At 66.8% G+C, this 21,881-nt stretch carries 20 protein-coding genes; 9 read left to right on the top strand and 11 right to left on the bottom strand.

Going from position 1 to position 21,881, the window contains the following annotated elements:
• Positions 1 to 26: 26 nt before the first annotated feature.
• A complete protein-coding gene (locus N8888_RS03760) occupies positions 27 to 719 on the bottom strand; it encodes a TorF family putative porin (protein WP_053520023.1) in 693 nt (230 codons plus the stop codon).
• Positions 720 to 919: 200 nt separating this feature from the next.
• Between N8888_RS03760 and kbl the strand changes: the two genes are divergently transcribed.
• Positions 920 to 2,128 (top strand): glycine C-acetyltransferase, encoded by a 1,209-nt coding sequence (gene kbl, locus N8888_RS03755; RefSeq protein WP_065175932.1) that lies wholly within the window; start codon positions 920 to 922, stop codon positions 2,126 to 2,128.
• A gap of 105 nt (positions 2,129 to 2,233) precedes the next feature.
• Here the strand turns inward: kbl and N8888_RS03750 are convergent, their stop codons facing one another.
• The 4 genes from N8888_RS03750 to N8888_RS03735 all read right to left on the bottom strand — a co-directional run bounded on the left by N8888_RS03750 (position 2,234) and on the right by N8888_RS03735 (position 5,301).
• On the bottom strand, positions 2,234 to 2,569 hold the full coding sequence (locus N8888_RS03750) for a hypothetical protein (protein ID WP_263177688.1): 336 nt from the start codon (positions 2,567 to 2,569) through the stop codon (positions 2,234 to 2,236).
• An 86-nt stretch (positions 2,570 to 2,655) separates the two neighbouring features.
• A complete protein-coding gene (locus tag N8888_RS03745) occupies positions 2,656 to 3,462 on the bottom strand; it encodes a pseudouridine synthase (protein ID WP_414488243.1) in 807 nt (268 codons plus the stop codon).
• Positions 3,463 to 3,482: 20 nt separating this feature from the next.
• On the bottom strand, positions 3,483 to 3,989 hold the full coding sequence (locus N8888_RS03740) for a hypothetical protein (protein ID WP_065182879.1): 507 nt from the start codon (positions 3,987 to 3,989) through the stop codon (positions 3,483 to 3,485).
• Between the two features lie 220 nt (positions 3,990 to 4,209).
• Positions 4,210 to 5,301, bottom strand: a complete 1,092-nt coding sequence (locus N8888_RS03735; protein ID WP_164153140.1) for an OmpA family protein — start codon at positions 5,299 to 5,301, stop codon at positions 4,210 to 4,212.
• Between the two features lie 357 nt (positions 5,302 to 5,658).
• On the opposite strand from N8888_RS03735, the gene N8888_RS03730 reads away from it, so the two are divergent.
• The 5 genes from N8888_RS03730 to N8888_RS03710 all read left to right on the top strand — a co-directional run bounded on the left by N8888_RS03730 (position 5,659) and on the right by N8888_RS03710 (position 11,013).
• Positions 5,659 to 6,678: a zinc-binding alcohol dehydrogenase family protein gene (locus N8888_RS03730; RefSeq protein WP_263177682.1), complete on the top strand. Its 1,020-nt coding sequence runs from the start codon at positions 5,659 to 5,661 to the stop codon at positions 6,676 to 6,678.
• Positions 6,679 to 6,778: 100 nt separating this feature from the next.
• Positions 6,779 to 7,423 carry a membrane protein YczE gene (locus N8888_RS03725; protein ID WP_263177681.1) on the top strand — a complete coding sequence of 215 codons (645 nt, stop codon included), beginning with the start codon at positions 6,779 to 6,781 and terminating at the stop codon, positions 7,421 to 7,423.
• Positions 7,424 to 7,525: 102 nt separating this feature from the next.
• Positions 7,526 to 9,556, top strand: a complete 2,031-nt coding sequence (locus N8888_RS03720; protein ID WP_263177680.1) for an NADPH-dependent 2,4-dienoyl-CoA reductase — start codon at positions 7,526 to 7,528, stop codon at positions 9,554 to 9,556.
• A 301-nt stretch (positions 9,557 to 9,857) separates the two neighbouring features.
• Complete coding sequence (locus tag N8888_RS03715; RefSeq protein ID WP_053520031.1) at positions 9,858 to 10,316, top strand: cell wall hydrolase; 459 nt, start codon at positions 9,858 to 9,860, stop codon at positions 10,314 to 10,316.
• An 85-nt stretch (positions 10,317 to 10,401) separates the two neighbouring features.
• A complete protein-coding gene (locus N8888_RS03710; RefSeq protein ID WP_065182874.1) occupies positions 10,402 to 11,013 on the top strand; it encodes a glutathione S-transferase N-terminal domain-containing protein in 612 nt (203 codons plus the stop codon).
• An 88-nt stretch (positions 11,014 to 11,101) separates the two neighbouring features.
• Here the strand turns inward: N8888_RS03710 and N8888_RS03705 are convergent, their stop codons facing one another.
• The 6 genes from N8888_RS03705 to N8888_RS03680 form a co-directional block, all read right to left on the bottom strand.
• The gene (locus tag N8888_RS03705) at positions 11,102 to 12,157 is read right to left on the bottom strand and encodes a suppressor of fused domain protein (RefSeq protein WP_065182873.1); all 1,056 of its coding nucleotides are present in this window, start codon (positions 12,155 to 12,157) and stop codon (positions 11,102 to 11,104) included.
• Between the two features lie 45 nt (positions 12,158 to 12,202).
• A complete protein-coding gene (locus N8888_RS03700; protein ID WP_053520034.1) occupies positions 12,203 to 12,706 on the bottom strand; it encodes a hypothetical protein in 504 nt (167 codons plus the stop codon).
• A gap of 159 nt (positions 12,707 to 12,865) precedes the next feature.
• Complete coding sequence (gene prpE / locus N8888_RS03695) at positions 12,866 to 14,746, bottom strand: propionate--CoA ligase (RefSeq protein WP_180875745.1); 1,881 nt, start codon at positions 14,744 to 14,746, stop codon at positions 12,866 to 12,868.
• A 561-nt stretch (positions 14,747 to 15,307) separates the two neighbouring features.
• Positions 15,308 to 15,922, bottom strand: a complete 615-nt coding sequence (locus N8888_RS03690) for an RluA family pseudouridine synthase (RefSeq protein ID WP_053520334.1) — start codon at positions 15,920 to 15,922, stop codon at positions 15,308 to 15,310.
• Positions 15,923 to 16,012: 90 nt separating this feature from the next.
• Positions 16,013 to 16,999: a malate dehydrogenase gene (locus N8888_RS03685; RefSeq protein WP_005415428.1), complete on the bottom strand. Its 987-nt coding sequence runs from the start codon at positions 16,997 to 16,999 to the stop codon at positions 16,013 to 16,015.
• Positions 17,000 to 17,117: 118 nt separating this feature from the next.
• Entirely contained in the window at positions 17,118 to 17,609 is a 492-nt protein-coding gene (locus N8888_RS03680; RefSeq protein WP_053520333.1) for a peptidylprolyl isomerase, read from the bottom strand.
• 249 nt (positions 17,610 to 17,858) lie between these two features.
• Between N8888_RS03680 and typA the strand changes: the two genes are divergently transcribed.
• Genes typA through N8888_RS03665 form a run of 3 tightly spaced genes read left to right on the top strand, consistent with a single transcriptional unit; the run spans position 17,859 to position 21,846 of the window.
• Positions 17,859 to 19,706: a translational GTPase TypA gene (typA, locus tag N8888_RS03675; protein WP_053520332.1), complete on the top strand. Its 1,848-nt coding sequence runs from the start codon at positions 17,859 to 17,861 to the stop codon at positions 19,704 to 19,706.
• 8 nt (positions 19,707 to 19,714) lie between these two features.
• Positions 19,715 to 20,182 carry a DUF2127 domain-containing protein gene (locus N8888_RS03670; protein ID WP_065176006.1) on the top strand — a complete coding sequence of 156 codons (468 nt, stop codon included), beginning with the start codon at positions 19,715 to 19,717 and terminating at the stop codon, positions 20,180 to 20,182.
• 41 nt (positions 20,183 to 20,223) lie between these two features.
• Entirely contained in the window at positions 20,224 to 21,846 is a 1,623-nt protein-coding gene (locus N8888_RS03665; RefSeq protein ID WP_197601236.1) for an amidase, read from the top strand.
• Positions 21,847 to 21,881: the final 35 nt, after the last annotated feature.

Genomic DNA, 21,881 nt, shown 5'->3' with positions numbered 1-21,881 from the left:
CTTTTTCGTGTGATGTCATGCGCCGCTTACTGGCCTACCGCCACCGTGAACACCACCCGGTTGTCGGCCAGCTTGCCGCTGTTGTCGCGGCCGTTGCCGTCGGTGCCGTAGTAGCCCAGGCCGAGGGTGAACAGACCCCAGGTACGGGCCACGCCAACGTTCCAGTCGGTGTAATCCTTGGCAATGCCCTTTTCGAAGGTGCTGCGGCCGACGCTGGCGCTCAGCGTGAAATCCTGCGGCAGGCCCCACTCGCCGCCCAGCGCGTAATACCAGCCATCGGTGCTGCTGTTCCACACGTCGTTGCTGTAGGCCACCGTCAGCTTGTAGGTGTCATCCAGCGTGGTGGTGGTGATCAGCTCGTTGTAGTTCAGCTCGCTGGCGCCGGGGTAGGTGTAGCGGTTCAGCAGCACATCGAAGTTCACGCGCTCGGTGGCGTCGACGCCGTAGCCGATCTGGTAATCCACTTCGACGCTCGGGTCGCCCGGGCCGAAGTCCACGCCCGATCCCCAGACACCGGCATACAGACCAACCGGGCTGGTATAGGTGAAACCGGCCTGCAGGGTGGGATCCTCATCGGTCTGCGACACACCACGGAACAGGTAATCCGACACGGCGGTAACGTTCCAGCTGTACGGCGATTCGCTGTCCTGGGCGCTGGCGGCAAACGGGGCCAAGGTCAGGGCGGCGGCAAGGGCGAGGCAGGCACGAGCGTGCTTCATGGTCGTCTCCGGTGGGGGGCGGTGGCGTGCAGGGCAGTTGCGGGAAACCGGAGCCAGAACGGGCCGGTTCACGATTTTTTAACCCGTTTGCTATTGCATTGCAACATGTGCCGGCCATGGCGGTGCCTGCCTGCCGCCGGTCGCCAGCCATCGATGCCCGGTAGAATCGTCGGTTTCCCGTGCTGAGCCGTGCCCACGCCATGACCGACGCCTCCTCCGCCCTGACCCGCCACTATGCCGAGGAACTGGACGCCATCCGCGCCCAGGGCCTGTTCAAGTCCGAGCGGATCATCACCAGTCCGCAATCGGCCGAGATCACGCTGGCCGATGGCCGCAAGGTGCTGAACTTCTGCGCCAACAACTACCTGGGCCTGGCCGATCATCCCGACCTGATCCAGGCCGCCAAGGATGCTCTGGATACCCACGGCTTCGGCATGGCCTCGGTGCGCTTCATCTGCGGCACCCAGGACCTGCACAAGCAGCTTGAGAAACAGATCGCCGATTTCTTCGGCAAGCAGGACACCATCCTGTATGCGGCCTGTTTCGATGCGAACGGCGGCCTGTTCGAGCCGCTGCTCGGCGAGAACGATGCGATCATCTCGGACGCACTGAACCACGCATCGATCATCGACGGTGTGCGCCTGTGCAAGGCCAAGCGCTTCCGCTACGCCAACTGCGACATGGCCGACCTGGAAGCGCAGCTGCAGGCCGCCGACGCCGCCGGCTGCAGGACCAAGCTGATCACCACCGACGGCGTGTTCTCGATGGACGGCTTCATTGCACCGCTGGACGAGATCACCGCGCTCGCGAAGAAGTACAACGCGCTGGTGCACATCGACGAATGCCATGCCACGGGTTTCCTGGGCGCCACCGGTCGTGGCTCGGCCGAAGTGAAGGGTGTGCTGGAAAAGATCGACATCATCACCGGCACTTTGGGCAAGGCCATGGGGGGCGCACTGGGCGGCTTCACCTGCGCCAGCGCCGAAGTGATCGAACTGCTGCGCCAGCGCTCGCGCCCGTACCTGTTCTCCAACTCGCTGCCGCCGCATGTGGTCGCCGCCGGCATCAAGGCCTTCGAGATGCTGGCTGCCGCCGACGACCTGCGCGACCGGTTGGCCGAGAACACCGCGTACTTCCGCGGGAAGATGACCGCCGCCGGCTTCGACGTGAAGCCGGGCGTGCATCCGATCAGCCCGGTGATGCTGTACGACGCACCGTTGGCGCAGAAGTTCGCCGAGCGCCTGCTAGAGGAAGGCATCTATGCGATCGGCTTCTTCTTCCCGGTGGTGCCCAAGGGACAGGCACGTATCCGCACCCAGATCAGCGCCGCGCACAGCCGCGAGCAGCTGGACCGCGCGATCGACGCCTTCTCCCGCATCGGCGTCGAGCTGGGCGTGATCAAGGGTTGATCGCCCCGGAGGGCAGCGCCGGGCCATGCCCGGCGGTTTCCCGACAGCCGCGCCATGCGCTCGCCGGGCACGGCCCGGCGCTACCGGAATGACGCGCCATGCGCGTCATTTCTTTTTCTTCTTGTCCTTCGGCTCATCCTTGCTGGCCACCACGACCGGCTTGGCGGCAGCGTCCTGGGCATTGCCACGGGCGACGCGGATGCCATTGGCCTTCATCCATGCATCGAACTCGTCGGCGGTCATCTTCCTGTCCCCGTCGCTCATCAGGAAGCGGTAACTGCCGCGACCATCCAGTTCCGGGGTTTTCACTTCCACCACCGGGGTTTCGGCAGGCGTTTCCGTCTTGGCCATTTTCTTGTGGCCACTGCAGGCGGCCAGCAGCACGATCGGCAGCAGCAGGCCGGCACAGCGCAGGGTTCGGTTGAGGGACAAGTGGTACATGGGCAGGCTCCGTTCGGGATTTCGACGACCAGGCGCCCCCTACGCCTGGAACGGTGACCGGCATCCGCCGGCCGCGGGCATGACGCTCAGCCCGGTGCAGCGGCCCCCAGCCGCTGCTGGTCATTGACCTCCAGCATCCGCCACTGGCCCTTGCCGAGATCGTCGAGCGCCAGGTCGCCGATCGCGACCCGGACCAGGCGCAGCACCTGCAGGTCGAAGGCCGCCAGCAGGCGGCGGATGTGGCGGTTGCGGCCCTCGTCGAGGACCACCTCCAGCCACGCGGTCTTGTCGCCGCTGCGCAGCACGCGCACGGCCCGGGCGGCCAGGAATTCCCCCTCGTCGTCCACCCCGGCCTGCAGCGCCGCCAGCGTGGCCGCATCGGGCAGCCGATCGATCTGCACGTGGTAGGTCTTGTCCGGCCCGGTCTGCGGATCGGTCAGGCGCGCCGCCCACTGCGGATCGTTGCTGAACAGCAACAGGCCCTCACTGGCCTTGTCCAGCCGGCCGACCGGCGCGATCCAGGGCAGGCCGGCGCCGTCGAAGCAGCGGTATACGGTGTCACGGCCGCGCTCGTCCTGCGCGGTGGTCACCACCCCGCGCGGCTTGTTGAGCATCAGGTAAAGCCGCTGCGGCGGCGCCAGCGGCAGGCCATCGACCTCGATGGGAGGTGCCGGGCTGCCGATCGGAAACTCCGGGTCACGGACGATACGGCCGGAGACGCGCACGCGGCCCTCGGCGATCCAGCGCGCGGCTTCGCTGCGCGAGCACACGCCGGCCTTGGAGAGCACACGCGCCAGGCCATGGCGCACACCCTTGGATGCATCCGGATCCGCGCGCCCACGCAGGACGTGGGAGCGGGCGGCGGGGGCGGCAGGTGGGCGGCGCGTACGCAAGCCTCTGCTCCCCGCGACGGTTACTTCTTATCGACCGGCTTGGTCTCAGCCGGTGCTTCGGCCGCGGCCGGGGTGGCCACCGGTGCCGGGCGCGCCTTGACCACGCGGACGCCACGCGCCTTCATCCAGGCATCGAATTCCTCGGCGGTCATGCGCTTGCCGTTCTGGCTCATGTCGAAGCGCCACGGCGTATTGTCGAATTCGGTCTGCGGCTTGTACGCCGCCGGATCGTTCGGCTTCACCGCCGGCGCGCTCGGAATCGCCTTGGCGATGTTCTGGCAGCCGTCGATGCGCAGGCGCTGCAGCACCTGGTCCAGCGACTGCGAAGGATCGTAGCTGCTGCTCAGCACACCGGCCGGCATGCCCAGCTGGTTGCCACGGATGTACAGCTCGTCGGCCACCGGCGCGATGGTCGTGGCCGGCAGCGGCAGCGGCGAAGCGCTGGTGTTGACCGAGCAATCGACCGCAGCGTGAGCGGCAGGAACCAGGGCCAGCGCCAGGACGGCGGCCGATGCAGAGCGCAGCATGAGAGGCATCCACGGAAGGAAGGTGACGCGGCGAGTGTAGCAATGCGGCGACAGCTTTCAAGCGCCACTTTCAATGAATGCGCCAACTCATTGGTTTTTTGGACAAAAAGCCGACAAACGGTCGATCCATCGAGGCCCGTTCCGGCTTTTCCCGCCGCAGAAACAACAAGACCCGGCCGAAGCCGGGTCCTGCTGTGTCTTGCGGGCGAAACGTCAGAACTTAGTTCTGGACGTTCAGCTCGGTACGACGGTTCTTGGCACGACCTTCCGGATTGTCCGAACCATCCGGGTTGGTGTTCGGAGCAATCGGACGGCTCTCGCCGTAGCCGATCGGGCCGACCAGACGCGAAGCGTCCACGCCGTTCTTGGTCAGGTAGTTGTACACCGCGGTGGCGCGGCGCTCCGACAGCTTCTGGTTGTAAGCGTCGGTACCCTTCGAGTCGGTGTGACCGGCGACTTCAACGCGCAGATCCGGGTAACGCTTCAGGATCTCGGTGGCTTCGCTCAGGATGGCCACGGCGTCCGGACGCAGGTTCGACTTGTCGAAGTCGAAGTTCACGCCCTTCAGGTCGATCGAGACCGGCACCGGGCAACCGTCCGGACCGATGGTCTGACCCGGCTGCGAGTTCGGGCACTTGTCGTCGCAGTTGTTGACGCCGTCACCGTCGTCATCCAGGTCGGCGCAGCTCGGGGCAACCGGAGCCGGAGCCGGAGCAGCCGCGACCGGAGCCGGGCCCAGCGGGATCACGACGCCGACCGAAGCCAGCACGTCGCCGAACCAGTCTTCGCTGGCAGCGTGGTAGCTCTTGTCGTCGAAGTCAGCGCGGTAGGCCACTTCGGCGCGGACAGCAACGCGCTTGTCGAAGGTGGTCTGCAGGCCGACGCCGAGCTTGGCGGCAACGTTGCCGTCCTTGCGCTCACGCGGACCATTCAGGCTGTTGGCCGGGTACTCTTCTTCCGACTTCTGGTAGCCCAGGCCACCGACGATGTACGGGTTCCAGCCGCGGCCTTCCTTGATGAAGTGGCGACGCAGGTCCAGCGAGATGCCGTACTGCGACCAGTTCAGGTCCTGATTGCTGTCGAAGTTCGGGTTCTGGTAGTTCAGCTCACCGTCCAGCGACCAGTTCGGGCTGATGAACTTACCCAGGCCCAGGGTCACGAACGGAGCGTCGTTGGTCAGACGGTCGCTGTCCTGGAAGTTGAAGCCGGCCGAACCGGTCAGGTACCAGCGGTCATCGAACTCCTGCGCAGAAGCAGCCTGGGCGAAAGCCAGACCACCCAGCAGCGCGGCAGTAAGGATCTTCTTGTTCATTGAGTACAGCTCCTATTTCGGGGGTATGAAACCGGTAGAGGCATGGGCCAGCACTACTGCGTCGATGTTCAGACAGCCGATTCAGCACGCCACCGCCGCGAACATTATGCTCAGGCGGGTGAAGGCCATGTTAACAGTCCCGTAACATGTGAAGTGTTGCGCCCGACCGGCCACCGGTCCGACGTTGAAACCCTATACAGGATGATGAAAATCCGCAAGACCCTCACCCCATAAGGGTTTGACGGTGTTTAGGCAACGGAGGCGACATTCTGTCGAACGCGCGGCGAAGGAGATTCAGCGCGCCCCCGGAAACGTGAGGAACCTTATGATGAAACGGGAAACCGAGCCGGAGCCGAGATGAAAGCCGTCGCCCTGAGTCGTGAATCCGCCCCCGCCCTGCAGGATCTCCGGCTGCCGCCGCCGCTGCCGCCAGCCGGCCGCGATCTGCTGGTCCGCGTGCAGGCGGTTTCGATCAATCCGGTCGACGGCAAGCAGCGTGCCGCCACCGATCCGGCCACGCTGGACACGCCGCGGGTGCTCGGCTGGGATGCGGCGGGCGTGGTCGAGGCCATCGGCGAGGACGCCTGCCTGTTCGCCTCCGGCGACGAGGTCTACTACGCCGGCGATGTCACCCGCCCCGGCTGCAATGCCCAGTATCAGCTGGTGGATGAGCGGCTGGTCGCACGCAAGCCCACCACGCTGGATTTTGCCGAGGCAGCGGCGCTGCCGCTGACCACGCTGACCGCATGGGAGCTGCTGTTCGAGCGCATGCCGCTGCATCTGGACGACCACCGCCACGCCGGCCAGCACCTGCTGGTGATCGGCGGCGCCGGCGGCGTCGGTTCGATGGCCATCCAACTGGCCCGCCATGCCGGCTTCACGGTCATTGCCACCGCCTCCCGCGAGCAGTCGGCCGACTGGTGCCGGCAGATGGGCGCGCATCACGTGATCGACCATCGCCAGCCATTGCAGCCGCAGCTGCAGGCACTGGGCATCAGCGCCGTGCAGATCGCGCTCAACCTGGCCGACACCGATCACTACTGGGATGAACTGGGCCAGCTGCTGGCGCCGCAGGGGCATGTCGGGCTGATCGTCGAACCCCGCGGCGCGCTGCGCATCGGCGACCCGTACAAGGCCAAATGCATCGGCATCCACTGGGAATTCATGTTCGCGCGATCGCGCTTCGGTACCGCCGACCGCATCGAGCAGCACCGCATCCTGAGCCGCGCCGCGAGCATGATCGATGCAGGCCAGCTGCGTGGCACGCTCAGCGAGACACTCGGCACGATCAATGCCGCCAACCTGCAGGCGGCGCACGAGCGGCTGGCCAGCGGCCGCACGCTCGGCAAGCTGGCACTGGCAGGCTGGGACGACTGACGCGCGCGCTGTGGCGCGGGATTCACCGGGATCTGTATCTATGGAAGCTGGCGATTCGGGATTACGGTGGAGACAGATTCCCCCCCCCCCGAGCGCTCCCATGCCCACTGCCCTGCCCCTGCGCCTGCTGCAATTGATCGTCGGCCTGTTCCTGTATGGCTTCGGCGCCTCGCTGATGATCCGTGCCGCGATCGGTGTCGCGCCCTGGGACGTGCTGTCGCAGGGCATCGCGGCGCAGACCCCGCTGTCCTTCGGCCTGGCCACGAACGTGATCGGCGCGCTGGTCCTGCTGCTGTGGTGGCCCCTGCGGCAGAAGCCGGGTGTCGGCACCGTGCTCAACGTGCTGCTGATCGGTCCGTCCGCGCAGTTCGGCCTGTGGCTGTTGCCGCCGGCTGTCGGCCTGGTCTGGCAGGTGGCGATGTTCGGTGCCGGCATGCTGCTGGTGGCACTGGCCACCGGCCTGTACATCGGCGCGCGGCTCGGCCCCGGCCCGCGCGACGGGCTGATGACCGGCCTGCATGCCCGCACCGGCTGGCCGATCTGGAAGGTGCGCAGCCTGATCGAAGGCAGCGTCCTGCTGCTGGGCTGGTGGCTGGGAGGCAACGTGGGCGTCGGCACCCTGGCCTTTGCGCTGCTGATCGGCCCGCTGTGCGGGGTGACGCTGGGCTGGTTCGGCATCGGCCGGCCCCTGCCGGCGGGTGGCGCCGGGCCACGCCCGGCGAGCGCGCAGCGCGGCCACGGGTAGCCGCATCGCCGGGCATGGCCCGGCGCTACCGATTCGCCCGCCCCTTGCCCCGACCGCCGTTTCGCGGCACGCTTCGCGCTTCCGTACGCAAGCGTATCGACCATGTCGCCAGCCAACGAAAGCGCCTATCCCCACCTGTTCGCCCCGCTCGATCTGGGCTTCACCCAGCTGCGCAACCGGGTGCTGATGGGTTCGATGCACACCGGGCTGGAAGATCGCGCACGCGATTTCCCGCGCCTGGCCGCCTACTTCGCCGAGCGCGCCGAAGGCGGCGTCGGCCTGATCGTCACCGGCGGCTTCGCCCCCAACGTGGTCGGCTGGCTCAAACCCTTCGGCGGCAAGCTGTCCTGGCCCTGGGAAGTGCGTCCGCACCGGCAGCTGACGGCCGCCGCCCACCAGCATGGCGCGAAGATCTGTCTGCAGCTGCTGCACGCCGGCCGCTATGCCTACCACCCCCTGTCGGTGGCGCCCTCGAAGCACAAGGCGCCGATCAATCCGTTCACCCCGCGCGCGCTGTCGGCCAGCGGCGTCGAACGGCACATCGCCGATTACGCACGCAGCGCCAGGCTGGCACGCGAAGCCGGCTACGACGGTGTCGAAGTGATGGGCTCGGAGGGATACCTCATCAACGAGTTCATCGCCCCGCGCACCAACACGCGCACGGACCGCTGGGGCGGTGATGCCTCCCAGCGCATGCGCTTCGCAGTGGAGATCGTGCGCCGCATCCGCGAAGCCTGCGGCCCGGATTTCATCATCATCTACCGGCTGTCACTGGTGGATCTGGTTGAGGACGGCAGCAACTGGGAGGAAATCGTGCAGCAGGCGCAGGCCATCGAGGCCGCGGGCGCGACGATCATCAATTCCGGCATCGGCTGGCACGAGGCGCGCATTCCCACCATCGCCACCTCGGTGCCCCGCGCCGCCTTCGCCGGGGTCACCGCCAAGCTGAAACCGCATGTGACGGTGCCGCTGGTAGCGACCAACCGCATCAACATGCCCGAGGTTGCCGAGCGCATTCTCGCCGACGGCGGTGCGGACATGGTGTCGCTGGCGCGTCCGCTGCTGGCCGACCCGCAATGGCCGAACAAGGCGCGCGCCGGCCGGGCCGACACGATCAACACGTGCATCGCCTGCAACCAGGCATGCCTGGACCACGTCTTCGAGAACAAGCTGGCCAGTTGCCTGGTCAATCCGCGGGCCGCGCACGAAACCGAACTGGTCTACCGCCCGACGTCCACACCGAAGCGGGTGGCGGTGGTGGGCGCGGGCCCGGCCGGCTTGGCCTGTGCCACGGTGGCCGCCGAGCGCGGTCACCAGGTCACCCTGTTCGACGCCAGCGACGAGATCGGCGGCCAGTTCAATGTGGCCAAGCGCATCCCGGGCAAGGAAGAGTTCCACGAGACGCTGCGCTATTTCCGCCACAAGCTGCAGGACACGGGCGTGCAGCTGCGCCTGGGTACCCGGGCAGACGCGACCTGCCTGGCCGGCTTCGACGAGGTCGTGCTGGCGACCGGCATCACGCCGCGCCGGGTCGACTTCCCCGGCGCGGACCACGCCAAGGTCGTCAGCTACCTGGACGTACTGCAGGGCCGGGTCGAGGTGGGCGCCAGCGCGGCCATCATCGGTGCCGGCGGCATCGGCTTCGATGTCGGGGAATTCCTCAGCCACGAGGGCCCATCGCCGTCGCTGGACCCGCAGCGCTGGATGGCCGAATGGGGGGTGGACGCCACCTTCGAGGCCCGCGGCTCGCTGGCCCGCCCGCAGGTGGACGCTTCGCCACGCCGGCTGTGGCTGCTGCAGCGCAGCCCCGGCAAGCCGGGTGCGCGCCTGGGCAAGACCACCGGTTGGATCCATCGCGCCACGCTGAAGGCCAAGGGCGTGCGGATGCTGGGCGGCGTCGAGTATCTCGGCGTGGACGACCAGGGGCTGCGCATCCGCGTGGAGGGCAGCGAACAGCTGCTGCCGGTGGATCATGTGGTGATCTGCGCGGGGCAGGAACCGAACCGCGCGCTGCAGGCCGAACTGCAGGCGGCGGGCATCAGCGCACAGCTGATCGGCGGTGCCGATGTGGCCGCCGAACTGGACGCCAAACGCGCCATCGATCAGGGGAGCCGGGTGGCGGCCGCCCTTTGATCCAGACCTGAATGGGCGGCGGGACTGTGATTTCCGTCACCCACCTCAAAGCTGAATGTCAAGCCGGGCGATTCATGATGCGTTCGGCCAGCCCCCCCTACCTTGCGCCAACTTTCCGCTCACCACCCAGTTTCCGGTGAGCCGGTGCGGCCCTCCCGGATCGTTCATCGATCCTCTTTTCCCGGGCCGCCCACGGGGCGGCCCCGATGGCCGCCTCCCCATGACGCCAAGTCGTACCCCGCCTCCTGCCCTCTCTTCGGCCGGAACCCCGTGGTGCGGCCCATACGGAGCAAGGAGTTATATGAAACTGGCCTGGATTCTCTGGCTGTCGCAGTTGCTGCCCCAGCCGGCGGCTGATTCATTGTGTTTGAGCACCACCGTATACCTGGAAGCCCGCGACCAGACCCTGCGCGGCCAGCAGGCCGTGGCCGAGGTGGCACTGCGCCGCCTCGACAGCGGCCTGTGGGGCGACTCGATGTGCCAGGTGGTGACCGCACGCAAGCAGTTCGCCCCGACCATCGTCTCCCCCGGCACCCAGCTGGGCAACGACGCGGCCTGGAGCGAGGCCATGAGCGTGGCCTTCGATGCGGAGCGCAACTGGGCGCTGCCGGCCGGCGAGCGCCGCGAGATCGTTCCCGGTGCCAGCCATTTCGCCGCCCTGGCCATCGCCAGCCCGAACTGGCGCAATGCCTACCAGGTGGCCACCATCGGTGATCACACCTTCTATAAGGTGCAGAACCTCAAGCCCCGGCAGTCGTAACAAACTGTTGCCGGCGGCAGCGTTGCCGCGCGCCGGCAGGCTCTGGGATAGTGGGCGATTCCCGCACACCCCGCCTGGAGTTCCCATGAAGCTGTACAGCAAGCCCGGTGCCTGCTCCACCGCCGACCACATCGCCCTGCAGTGGACCGGCCAGCCGTTCGAGGTCGAACTGCTCGACAAGGACACCCTGAAGGGGCCGGAATTCCTCAAGATCAACCCGGCCGGCTCGGTTCCGGCGCTGGTCGATGGCGACTTCATCCTGCTGCAGAACGCGGCCATCATGGGCTACATCGCCGACCGCTTCCCGCAGGCCGGCCTGGCCGGCGACGGCAGCCCGCGCCAGCGTGCCGAGGCCACCCGCTGGCTGGCCTTCGTCAACTCCGATGTGCACCCGGCGTTCTCGCCGCTGTTCGCACCGGGCAAGTTCATCGGCGATGAGAGCCAGTACGACGCGATCCGCGCGGCCGCCCGCAAGCGCCTGCGTGGCCTGTTCGAGACGGCCGACCGGCAGCTGGCGGACAAGCCGTGGCTGGCCGGATTCCGCAGCTTCGCCGATCCGTACTTCTACATCACCCTGCGCTGGGCAGCCGGCGCCAAGGTCGACCTGGCGGGGCTGGATCATCTGGCCGCCTACAAGGCGCGCATGGACGCCGATGCCGGCGTGCAGGCCGCACTGAAGGCCGAAGGCCTGGCCTGACCGCACACGGAGCCGCCGGCAGCGCAGGCGGCTCCGATCCGGCGTCCCGGCCCCGCGCCGGGCATCGCCGGCGCCCCGTGTCCACCATTCAACCGATCTGGCGGATCACGGCACCCTTGGCGTCACGCAGCAACGTCGGCACCACCTCGACCTGCAACTGGCCGCCCAGCGGGTAGATCCCGCGCTCGGCACGCACGTCCTGCCACGCCTGGACCCCCTGTGCATCCAATGCCCAGCGCGCGCTGTCGGCATCGACGTCGTTGGCGCCGCCGCCCGCAGCCGGGGTGAACTCCCATTGGCGCTCACGGCTGACCAGCACCAGTGATGCGCCATGGTGCAGGCGCAGCGGCAGCAGCTCACGCACGCTCGGCACCTGGCCGGCGCCGAGCACCAGCGTGGTCACGCCCGAGACCTGTCGCCAGTCCAGCGTTTCAATGAACAACATGCCGGTGCTGGAACCCTCCCGCGCACTGCCCGCCTGCACCTGCGCCGCCAGTGCCGGATCATCCAGCAAGTCGCCCCGATGCAGATCGGTGATCCACAGGGGCATCGCCGGCTCCAGCACGTGCAGCACCCCGCGGGTCGACCAGCGTTTCACTGCAGCCATTTCCCCATCCGTCAGCCCGACCAGCTGCAGGAACTGCAGGCGGCCGTTGGCGGTCTCGCGCGCCGGCAACTGCGGGTCGGCGATGAAAGCCAGATGGCGCAGGCGGGTGTCGGACTCGAGGGCAATCGGGCCGTTCGCGTCAAGGTGGTGGCCATCCTCGAACACGTTGCCGCTGCCGAACACGTAGCGCGCCAGGTTCTGCAGCAGGTTCATCGGCCATGTCGGCGGTGCCTGTTCGGCGTGCACGCTCTCGCCTGCTGCCAGACGGAAGGTCAGCTCGAATCCGTAGCCGCTTGCTTCGGCGTCACTGCTCTCCTTGGCGTACAGCTCGGACAGGCCATAGGTGATGTAGTGCCAGTGCGGTACCGGCGCCTCCGCCCGGTAGACACTGATGCCATCGAGGGGATCCTGGCCGCCCAGCGTGTACGGCAACGCCGTTCCGAAATGCAGGGGCTCCTGGCCCGCGTACAGCGGCGCCAACGCCGCATTGATCGCGTCCCAGCCCGGGGTGTCGGTGTCGTCGTGGTCGTCCTGCACGAGAGGCTCCTGATGGGAATGAAACCATCCACTCTACGCGCTGCGTCAGGCCTGCACGACTCCGCGATCGCCGGCTGCCAGCGATGCCTGCGTTTCCTGCCACCAGCGCTGTGCCAGTGCCGGGCTGCGTGCCTTGCCTACCGCCGCCAGCAGTTCCGGGCACAGGCGCTCCAGGGCCGAGGCATCGGTGCAGCGCTCGATCTTCAACTGCATGAAGTAGCCCTTCAGCCCGAGGTGGCGCCGCACGGCTTCGCTCATCGCCTCGTACAGCTGCTGATACAGCGCCGGGTCCTGTTCGCGGCCATTGCTGAGGCCAGCGACCGGCACCGCATCGGCGCTGCCCCCCACCACTTCGATCAGCTCCATCGCGGCCAGCTGTTCCAGCGCATCGGGTGGCGCCCGCAGTCCTTCGAGCAGGCTGCGCAGTTCGGTGTCATCGCGGCGACCATCGACCATCAGCAGGATCGAGCGCAGCGCGGCCGGCAGGCGCCGCGCACGATCCTCGATTTCCTGGCGGCCAGCGGCCGTCTTGGCGTGCAGCAGTGCCATAGCTCCCCCGTTCCATGATGCGCATGCCTGCGCGCCCTGACGGACGCGCTCCCCGGCATCGAGCTTAACGCACCGCTGGTACGGTGAACGCTGCGGTGCAGCACCGCTGCATCCCTTGCCTCGGCCCGCTGCACGCGGCCCCGGCAATACAGGACCGGTCTAGCGTCCCAGCGCGCGGCGGATTTCCTCCAGGGCGGCCGGGTCATCGAGGGTCGACAGATCGCCGGGATCGCGCTGCTCGGCCAGCGCCTGCAGCGAGCGCCGCAGCAGTTTGCCCGAGCGCGTCTTCGGCAATGCGTTGACCACGTGCACGTGCGCCGGCCGTGCAACCGCCCCCAGCGACGTGGTCACCGTTGCCATCATCTCCGCCACCACCGGTGCAGGGTCTTCGCCCCCCAGCCCCTGCTTGAGGGTGACGAAGACCAGCGGCACCTGTCCCTTCAGTTCATCCTTCACGCCGATCACCGCGGCCTCGGCCACACGCGGGTGGCTGGAGATGGCTTCCTCGATCTCACGTGTCCCCAGGCGATGCCCGGCGACGTTGATGACATCGTCGGTACGGCCGAGGATGAAGGTGTAGCCGTCATCGTCGCGGATCGCCCAGTCCAGCGAGCTGTACAGCAGCTCCTTGAAATGGCTGAAGTAGCTCTGCAGGAAGCGGCTGTCGTCGTTCCACACCGTGCTCATGCAGCCCGGCGGCAATGGCGGGGTGACCACCAGGACTCCCTTCTGCCCGGGTGCGACTTCTTCGCCGGTGTTCTCGTCGATCACCTTCATGCGGTAACCGAGGTTGGGGAAGCCCGGCGAACCAAAGCGCACCGGCTTCATCTCCAGGCCCGGCAACAGGGTCAAGGCCGGCCAGCCGGTTTCAGTCTGCCAGTAGTTGTCGATGATCGGTTTGCCCAGCGCTTCATTGATCCAGTGCGCGGTCGGCTCATCCAGCGGTTCGCCGGCCAGGAACAGGTACTTCAACGCGCGCAGGTCGTGGCGATGGATGAAATCCGCGTCGTGCTTCTTCAGCACGCGGATCGCGGTGGGAGAGGAGAACATCGTGCGCACGTTGTACTGCTCGCACAGGGCCCACCAGATGCCCGGATCCGGATGGGTCGGCAGGCCTTCGTACAACAGCGATGTGCAACCGCCGATCAGCGGTCCATACACGTTGTAGGAATGTCCTACGGCCCAGCCGACATCGGAGGTGGAGAACATCACCTGCCCCGGCTTGCAGTCGAAGACGGTCTCCATCGACTGTGCCATCGCCACCGCGTATCCGCCCACATCACGCTGCACGCCCTTGGGCTTGCCGGTGGTGCCGGAGGTATACAGCAGATAGCTCGGCTCGCTCGCTTCCAGCCACTGCACCGGAACATCGACGGCACCGACTTCCGCGCGCAGCGTCGCGTACTCGACGTCGCGGCCCTCGATGCGCGGCTCGGCCGGATCCAGCCCGCGCGAAACGATCAGCACGTGCGGCGGTGGATGCCCGGCTTCCGCACAGGCGGCGTCCACCATCGGCTTGTAGGGAATGAGCTTGCCTCCGCGCATGCCGGCATCGGCCGCGATCAGCAGCTTGGGTCTGGCATCGTCGATGCGCAGGGCAAGGTTGTGCGCGGCGAAACCACCGAACACCACCGAGTGCACGGCCCCGATGCGCGCGCAGGCCAGCATCGCGAACACGGCTTCGGCCATGTTCGGCATGTAGATGACCACGCGGTCGCCATGGCCGACGCCCAGGCGCAGGAGCACAGCAGCGAAGTCGTTCACTTCACGGTACAGCTGGCGGTAGGTGATCTCGCGGGTGCTGTTGGTTTCGGTGGAAATGGCCACCAGCGCGAGCTGGTCGGGCCGAGTGTCCAGATGGCGATCGACCGCGTTGTAACAGAGGTTGGTTTCGCCGCCCACATACCAGCGCCGGAACGGCGGGTTGCTGTAGTCGAGCACCTGTTGCGGCGGCTTGTGCCAATGGATGCGCTTGGCTTCCTCGCCCCAGAACGCCTCCGGCTCGTCGATCGAGCGGCGGTAGGTTTCCTCGTAGTTCATGACGCAGCCCTCCCAGACGAAGTCATGGGTTCGAGCATAGTGCCGCGTTGCCGCGCGTTCCGCCCTACCTTGGTAGGGGGGTGGGTTTTCCATGCAGGGCTGCCGCCCTGCACCTGCAGAGGCAACGTCAACAGCTGGACTATTGAGGGATGGCGGGGTGGGTCCGGTTGCGGGAGACGCCGTAAACCCGTTCATGGGGGCTTGGCCGCGGCATCCATGCCGCGGACACTCCCGCCACCGGACCCACCCCGCCTTCGACAGTTTCCTGCGATCTGTCGGAACGATCCGACCCAATATCTATTCCAATATCTGACAGATTTCATCCACACGTGGCGTGAATCCATCAGATCGCGGCATTCTGCCGAAGGTGGGGCGGTGTCGGAGTGCGGGGTGTCCGCGGCATGGATGCCGCGGCCAAGCCTACAGGGACGTACTTGCGGCGTCCCCGCACTCCGACACCGCCCCGCCACCCCACGGACAGCGCGCTTTTGACGTTGAATCTGACGTTGCCCTGGCTCGTAGCAGGTGCAGGGCGCAGCCCTGCCGCCCCCCTTGCCCTGCTTAGAACGGAGTGGCGGACTCGAACGCCAGCACGTCGCCCGTCACCGGGTGGGTGAAGTGCAGGCTGCGCGCATGCAGATGCACGCGCTGCGCCGGTGCGGCGCCATACAGCACATCGCCGACGATCGGATGACCCAGGCTGGCCATGTGCAGGCGCAACTGATGGCTGCGCCCGGTCACCGGCTCCAGCGCCACGCGCGTGCGCTGCGCTTCAACATCGCGGGCCAGCACGCGCCAGCGCGTCAGCGCCGGCTTGCCGTGTTCATGGTCGACCTTCTGTTTCGGCCGGTTCGGCCAGTCCACGATCAGCGGCAGATCCACTTCACCGGCATCACCTTCGATCACACCCTGCACGACGGCTTCGTAGCACTTGCCCACCCTGCGCTGCTCGAACTGCATCGACAACGCGGCCTGCGTCGTCTTGCCCCGTGCATGCAGCAGCAGACCGGAGGTGACCTGGTCCAGCCGATGCACGGTCAGCGCGTCCGGGTACAGCACCTGCAGGCGGGCCACCACGCAGTCCTGGTTCTCCGCGCTACGGCCAGGCACGGACAGCAGGCCAGCGGGCTTTTCCACCACCAGCAGCGCGTCATCGATGTAATGCAGGTGGATCATGCGGTTCTGCGGAACTCCATATGAAAACGGGGAAGCCGAAGCTTCCCCGTTTCTGTCAGCTGCGTGCCGGCCAGACCGGCACCCGCGGCATCAGCCCAGCAGGTGGGCAACGCCGGCGCGTTCTTCTTCCAGCTCGGCCAGGGTCTTGTCGATGTACTTCTGGCTGAAGTCGTCGATCGGCAGATCCTTGACCAGGGTGTACTTGCCGTTCTCGGTGGTCACGGCGAAGCCGAAGATCACGCCTTCCGGGATGCCGTAGGAACCATCGGACGGCACGCCCATGGTGACCCACTTGCCGTTGCTGCCCAGCACCCAGTCACGCACGTGGTCGATCGCGGCATTGGCCGCCGAAGCCGCCGAGGACGAGCCACGGGCTTCGATGATCGCCGCGCCGCGCTTGCCGACGGTCGGAATGAAGGTGTTGGCATTCCACTCCTGGTCGTTGATCGCATCGGCGATCGAAGCACCATCGGCGGTGGCGAAACGGTAGTCCGGGTACATGGTCGGGCTGTGGTTGCCCCACACCACCAGCTTTTCCATGCCACCGACCGGCTTGCCGAGCTTGGCCGACAGCTGGCTCAGGGCACGGTTGTGGTCCAGGCGCAGCATGGCGGTGAAGTTCTCCGGCTTCAGGTCCGGTGCCGACTTCATGGCGATGTAGGCGTTGGTGTTGGCCGGGTTGCCGACCACCAGCACCTTCACGTCACGGCTGGCGACCTTGTTCAGCGCCGCGCCCTGCGCGGTGAAGATCTTGGCGTTTTCCAGCAGCAGGTCCTTGCGCTCCATGCCCGGGCCGCGCGGACGCGCGCCGACCAGCAGGGCGATGTCGGCATCCTTGAACGCCACTTCAGCGTCGTCGGTGCCGACCATGCCGGCCAGCAGCGGGAAGGCGCAGTCTTCCAGTTCCATCATCACGCCCTTCAGGGCGGCCTGGGCCTTGTCCACCGGCAGCTCCAGCAGCTGCAGGATGACCGGCTGGTCCTTGCCCAGCATTTCGCCGGAGGCGATGCGGAACAGCAGGGCATAACCGATCTGGCCGGCGGCGCCGGTCACGGCAACACGAACGGGTGCTTTCATGGGGGTTTCCTCTTGCTTGCAAGCGTTTGATGGGACGCCGCGGGCGTGGCCCGGCGGGCCTGGCAGGCGGCGGAGAACAGGGAAACGGCCACCCGTGGGTGGCCGTCTCGGAAGGGGGTCAGGCGGCGAGGATCTTGTTCCACTCGGCCACGCGGTCGGCCTGTGCGGCCAGCGCGGCGTCGACGTCGCCTTCCAGGGTGATCGAATGGATCACGTCGCCCTGCTTGACCGAATCGACGATGGCCTGGCCTTCCAGAACCTTGCCGAACACGGTGTGGCGGCCATCCAGCCAATCGGTCTTGATGTGGGTGATGAAGAACTGGCTGCCATTGGTGTTCGGGCCGGCGTTGGCCATCGACAGCGAGCCGACCTCATGCTTCACGCCGTTCTTCTCGTCTTCGAACTTGTAGCCCGGGCCACCGGTACCACGGCCCTGCGGGCAACCGCCCTGGATCATGAAGTCGGCGATCACGCGGTGGAAGATCAGGCCGTCATAGAAGCCGTGCTTGACCAGGTTCACGAAGTTGGCAACGGTCAGCGGCGCCTTGTCAGCGAACAGCTCGACCTTGATCGGGCCCTGGGTGGTGTCGAAAGTGGCGATGAGGGACATGAAGATCCTTGTTGCAAAGGGAAAGGCGTCTAGCCACCTAGTTTACACCCGGCTCGTGGCGGCGGCGGCTTCGACCATCGGCGCAGGGCGACGCTTCAGGCTTTGGAGGGTCGCCGCCGGCGGGGCCCCGACGGCCAGCTGAATGGGGCTCCCGGGCGAGCCGGAATCCAGCTTTTCGCGAATCGTCAAGTTCGACGTATAATGTTGGACTTCTTTTTCCAAATCCGGCGCCGACTGGCCCCCTTTCGTATGTCCATCGAAAATCTTCGCAACATCGCCATCGTCGCCCACGTCGACCATGGCAAGACCACCCTGGTCGACCAGCTGCTGAAGCAGTCCGGCACCCTGTCCGAGCGTACCGTCCTCGCCGAGCGCGTGATGGACAGCAACGACCAGGAAAAGGAACGCGGCATCACCATCCTGGCCAAGAACACGGCCATCACCTGGGAAGACAAGAAGACCGGCATCAAGAACCGGATCAACATCGTCGACACCCCCGGCCACGCCGACTTCGGCGGTGAGGTCGAGCGCGTGCTGTCGATGGTCGACACCGTGCTGATCCTGGTCGACGCGATGGACGGCCCGATGCCGCAGACCCGCTTCGTCACCCAGAAGGCCTTCGCGATGGGCTTCAAGCCGATCGTGGTGGTCAACAAGATCGACCGTCCGGGCGCGCGTCCGGACTGGGTGATCGACCAGGTGTTCGATCTGTTCGACAAGCTCGGCGCGACCAACGAGCAGCTGGACTTCCCGATCGTCTACGCGTCGGCCCTGAACGGCTATGCCGGCCTGGAAGACACCGTCCGCGATGGCGACATGACCCCGCTCTACGAAGCGATCATGAAGCACGCGCCGAAGCCCGAAGTGGATCCGGAAGGTGCCTTCCAGATGCGCATCAGCCAGCTGGACTACAACAACTTCGTGGGCGTGATCGGCATCGGCCGCATCCAGCGTGGCACCCTGAAGAAGAACATGCAGGTCACGGTGATCGATCGTGAAGGCAAGAAGCGCAACGGCAAGGTCGCGCAGGTGCTGGGCTTCCTGGGCCTGGAGCGCATCGAGCAGGACACCGCTGAAGCCGGCGACATCGTGGCGATCTCGGGCATTCCGGAGCTGACCATCTCCGACACCCTCTGTCACCCGGACACCCCCGAAGCGCTGCCGGCGCTGACCGTGGACGAGCCGACCATCTCGATGACCTTCCAGGTCAACAACTCGCCGTTCGCGGGCAACAAGGACCTGTCCGGTGGCAAGTTCCTGACCAGCCGCCAGATCAAGGACCGCCTGGACCGTGAAAAGGTCCACAACGTGGCGCTGAAGGTCGAACAGCTGGAGGACGCCGACAAGTTCCTGGTCTCCGGCCGTGGCGAACTGCACCTGTCGGTGCTGATCGAGAACATGCGTCGTGAAGGCTACGAACTGGCCGTGTCGCGTCCGGAAGTGATCATCAAGGAAATCGACGGCCAGCAGATGGAGCCGATCGAACAGCTGGTGGTGGACGTGGAAGAAGTGCACCAGGGCGGCGTGATGGAAAAGCTGGGCACCCGCAAGGGCCAGCTGAAGAACATGGAACCGGACGGCAAGGGCCGCGTGCGCCTGGAATACTCGATCCCGGCCCGTGGCCTGATCGGCTTCCAGAACGAATTCAAGACCCTGACCCAGGGTTCGGGCCTGCTGTTCCACGTGTTCGACCATTACGGTCCGAAGGAACAGGGCGCAATCGCCAAGCGCATCAACGGCGTCATGATCGCCAACGCCCCAGGCGTGACTCCGGCCTACTCCTTGGGCCCGCTGCAGGAACGCGGCAAGCTGTTCGCTGCTGAAGGCGACAATGTGTATGAAGGCCAGCTGGTCGGCATCCACTCCAAGGACAACGACCTGACCGTCAACGCCATCAAGACCAAGCCGCTGACCAACATGCGCGCTTCGGGCAAGGACGATGCGATCCAGCTGACCCCGGCGATCAAGTACTCGCTGGAACAGGCGCTGGACTTCATCGAGGACGACGAGCTGGTCGAGATCACTCCGAAGGAAATCCGGCTGCGCAAGAAGTTCCTGACCGAAAGCGACCGCAAGAAGGCTTCGCGCGGCGGCTGAGCCGGACCGTGAGCCAGAGCGGCTACAACCCGGATCCACACCGGCATCCGGGCCTCCACGTCATCGCCCTGCTCGAAGCGAGCAAGGCGGTGCTGGCGTTGCTGGCTGCGACCGGGCTTGAAGTGCTCGGTCCGCAGCCGCTCCGCGATGGGGTCAATGCCCTGATCCGGCGTTTCAGCCTGGACCCGGATCACGGCACCCTGCCCTCCCTCCTGAACATGATCAATCCCGACGCCGTGCACCTGGCGGCGGCGGCGATGATCGGCTACGGTCTGCTGCACCTGGTGGAAGCCTGGGGCCTCTGGCGGGCCAGGGCCTGGGCCTCCTGGCTGGGCTGCCTGACCGCCGCGCTGTATCTGCCCTTCGATGTCTTCGCCATCGTCCGCCACCCCGGCTGGCCCTCCTGGACGATCCTGGCGATCAACCTGCTCGTGGTCTACGTCCTGGCCCGCGACCTGCGCAAGCGCCACCACTGAGCAGCAGCTACACTGGGCATTGGAGCCGACCAAGCCGCCCCATGCGCCCGTCCTTGCCGCCTCTGCTGACCTGCCTGCTCATCGCGCTGCCCGCGTTGTTCATTGTTGGCTGCAGCCCGGCCACGACCAGCGCCCACGCCGCCGAACCCGCGAGCCGCAACGTGCCCTTCCCCTACGCCGAGACCGACCTGGCCGACCTGCAGGCGCGCATGGTGGCCGGCGAACTGGACAGCACCACGCTGACCCACGCCTACCTGCAGCGCATCGCTGCGCTGGATCGCGCCGGGCCGCGCCTGCGTGCCGTCATCGAACTCAACCCGGATGCCCTGCGGGAAGCCGGTGAACGCGATCGCGAGCGCCGGGACGGCCATCTGCGCGGGCCGCTGCATGGCATTCCGGTCCTGCTGAAGGACAACATCAACGCCGCGCCCATGACCACCAGCGCCGGATCGCTCGCGCTGCAGGGTTTCCGCCCCGCCGATGCCTATCTGGTAAGACGCCTGCGCGAGGCCGGCGCGGTCGTGCTGGGCAAGACCAATCTCAGCGAGTGGGCCAACTTCCGCGGCAACGATTCGGTGTCGGGCTGGAGCGCGCGCGGTGGCCAGACCCGCAATCCGTACCGTCTCAGCCATTCGCCCTGTGGCTCCAGCAGCGGCAGCGCGGTAGCGGTGGCCGCCAATCTGGCCAGTGTGGCGATCGGCACCGAGACCGACGGCAGCATCGTCTGCCCGGCCGCGATCAACGGCATCGTCGGCCTGAAACCGACGGTCGGCCTGGTCAGCCGCGAAGGCATCATCCCGATCTCCTTCAGCCAGGACACCGCCGGGCCGATGACGCGCAGCGTCGCCGACGCCGCGGCCGTACTGACGGCGATCGCGGGCCGGGACGATGCCGACCCCGCCACGGCCACCATGCCCGGCCGCGCGGTCTACGACTACACCGCGCGCCTGGACCCCGAAGGCCTGCGCGGCAAACGCATCGGCCTGCTGCAGACCCCTCTGCTGACATACCGTGGCATGGCACCGCTGATCGATCAGGCCGCCGCCGAAATGCGCCGTGCGGGCGCGGTGGTGGTGCCGGTGGAACTGCCCGACCCGGGTGCCTGGGCCGAAGCCGAGCGGGTCGTGCTGCTGCATGAGTTCAAGGCCGGGCTGGAGCGCTACTTCAAGACCTACCGCGCGCCCCTGCGCAGTCTTGGCGAACTCATCGCCTTCAACCAGGCCCAGGCGCCGCAGGAACTGGGCCTGTTCGGCCAGGAACTGCTGCTGGAGGCCAACGCCACTGCCGGACTGGCCGACCCTGCCTACATCCGTGCGCGCAGCGATGCGCGGCGCCTGGCCGGGCCGGAAGGCATCGACGCCGTCCTGGCTGCCTACCAGCTGGATGCGCTGGTTGCACCGACCACCGGCACAGCCTGGCCCATCCGCCGCGAAGGCGACGATTTCCCGGGTGAGAGCTACAGCGTGGCAGCGGTCGCGGGTTACCCCAGCCTGAGCGTGCCGATGGGACAGATCAACGGCCTGCCGGTCGGCCTGCTGTTCATGGGCACAGCCTGGAGCGAGCCGAAACTGATCGAAATGGCCTACGCCTACGAGCAACGCACACGTGCGCGTCGTCCGCCTCATTTCGAAACCGACACCCTGATCGACACTGGCGAGCCTTGATCGGCCCCGGGCTGCCCGGTGGACCGAGGGGTACC

Origin of the sequence: Stenotrophomonas maltophilia (assembly GCF_025642255.1) — a bacterium.
Taxonomy (GTDB): Bacteria; Pseudomonadota; Gammaproteobacteria; order Xanthomonadales; family Xanthomonadaceae; genus Stenotrophomonas; species Stenotrophomonas maltophilia_P.
Note: the sequence above shows the minus strand (reverse complement) of the source record. Positions and strands in the feature narration are given on the sequence as shown.

Bases quoted from the DNA above. Each gene is read 5' to 3' on its own strand.
- N8888_RS03700 (WP_053520034.1), bottom strand. From the start codon at position 12,706: ATGGCACTGCTGCACGCCAAGACGGCCGCTGGCCGCCAGGAAATCGAG.
- N8888_RS03715 (WP_053520031.1), top strand. From the start codon at position 9,858: ATGAAACTGGCCTGGATTCTCTGGCTGTCGCAGTTGCTGCCCCAGCCG.
- kbl (WP_065175932.1), top strand. From the start codon at position 920: ATGACCGACGCCTCCTCCGCCCTGACCCGCCACTATGCCGAGGAACTG.
- N8888_RS03680 (WP_053520333.1), bottom strand. From the start codon at position 17,609: ATGTCCCTCATCGCCACTTTCGACACCACCCAGGGCCCGATCAAGGTC.
- typA (WP_053520332.1), top strand. From the start codon at position 17,859: ATGTCCATCGAAAATCTTCGCAACATCGCCATCGTCGCCCACGTCGAC.
- N8888_RS03720 (WP_263177680.1), top strand. From the start codon at position 7,526: ATGTCGCCAGCCAACGAAAGCGCCTATCCCCACCTGTTCGCCCCGCTC.
- prpE (WP_180875745.1), bottom strand. From the start codon at position 14,746: ATGAACTACGAGGAAACCTACCGCCGCTCGATCGACGAGCCGGAGGCG.
- N8888_RS03735 (WP_164153140.1), bottom strand. From the start codon at position 5,301: ATGAACAAGAAGATCCTTACTGCCGCGCTGCTGGGTGGTCTGGCTTTC.
- N8888_RS03740 (WP_065182879.1), bottom strand. From the start codon at position 3,989: ATGCTGCGCTCTGCATCGGCCGCCGTCCTGGCGCTGGCCCTGGTTCCT.
- N8888_RS03750 (WP_263177688.1), bottom strand. From the start codon at position 2,569: ATGTACCACTTGTCCCTCAACCGAACCCTGCGCTGTGCCGGCCTGCTG.
- N8888_RS03730 (WP_263177682.1), top strand. From the start codon at position 5,659: ATGAAAGCCGTCGCCCTGAGTCGTGAATCCGCCCCCGCCCTGCAGGAT.
- N8888_RS03725 (WP_263177681.1), top strand. From the start codon at position 6,779: ATGCCCACTGCCCTGCCCCTGCGCCTGCTGCAATTGATCGTCGGCCTG.
- N8888_RS03685 (WP_005415428.1), bottom strand. From the start codon at position 16,999: ATGAAAGCACCCGTTCGTGTTGCCGTGACCGGCGCCGCCGGCCAGATC.
- N8888_RS03690 (WP_053520334.1), bottom strand. From the start codon at position 15,922: ATGATCCACCTGCATTACATCGATGACGCGCTGCTGGTGGTGGAAAAG.
- N8888_RS03760 (WP_053520023.1), bottom strand. From the start codon at position 719: ATGAAGCACGCTCGTGCCTGCCTCGCCCTTGCCGCCGCCCTGACCTTG.
- N8888_RS03710 (WP_065182874.1), top strand. From the start codon at position 10,402: ATGAAGCTGTACAGCAAGCCCGGTGCCTGCTCCACCGCCGACCACATC.
- N8888_RS03665 (WP_197601236.1), top strand. From the start codon at position 20,224: ATGCGCCCGTCCTTGCCGCCTCTGCTGACCTGCCTGCTCATCGCGCTG.